Source organism: Nocardia sp. PLKS1-43 (genome assembly GCF_059510335.1).
The window spans coordinates 1-563 of record NZ_JCAJZQ010000053.1 but is presented as its reverse complement, the minus strand read 5'-3'; the positions used below and the strand labels follow the sequence as shown (position 1 = coordinate 563).

At 73.2% G+C, this 563-nt stretch carries 1 protein-coding gene and 1 pseudogene; one reads left to right on the top strand and one right to left on the bottom strand.

All coding sequences use genetic code 11. The annotated features are described in order from the left end of the window. The coding region (locus AC5WS7_RS40635) for a hypothetical protein (protein ID WP_495959989.1) at nt 1-270 on the bottom strand (270 nt) is incomplete at its 3' end. A gap of 64 nt (nt 271-334) precedes the next feature. Between AC5WS7_RS40635 and AC5WS7_RS40630 the strand changes: the two are divergent. Then, nucleotides 335-563, top strand: a pseudogene (locus AC5WS7_RS40630) (hypothetical protein); the annotation flags it as partial.

Sequence of the window (563 nt, the reverse complement as noted above, 5' to 3'; positions counted from 1 at the left end):
GTGGGTCGTGACGAGTCCTGCGAATGTGGATCCGGGGGTCGAGCCGGGCGACGGCACCGATGAGTCCGGGCCGAATACCGGGACACCGTGGTCGGGACGCGATCCGCGACCGGCCCAGCGGTCACGTCCGGGGAACGACCAGATGTTGCGTGCGGCGAGCCCGCCCGCAGCCACGTCACCCAACCCCGGTGCGGCACAACCCAATACCGCCACACCCGGCACCGGCACACCCGGCACCGGCACCGCGCCCGCGCCGAACAGTTCTGTCACACACCCGAACTCCCCCGGAGCCACTACCACCGGGCCTGCCGGTGGCGTTTCGCCGCCATCGGGTGTGGCCACTCCCGGGGGCACTCCCGCACCCGGCACCGCACCCCCGACCGCCACCACCCAACCAGGCCCCGCACACCTGAGCCCACCCGCACCCCACGACACCCCGGGCGCGGACCTGCTCGACCAACTCGCCCCCGCCGCCCTGCAAGCAGCACCCACGGCCCTGATGATGCTGCCCCTGCTCGCCACCGCCCTGTCCGGCCTCGGCAACCACAGCGGCAACAACGGCA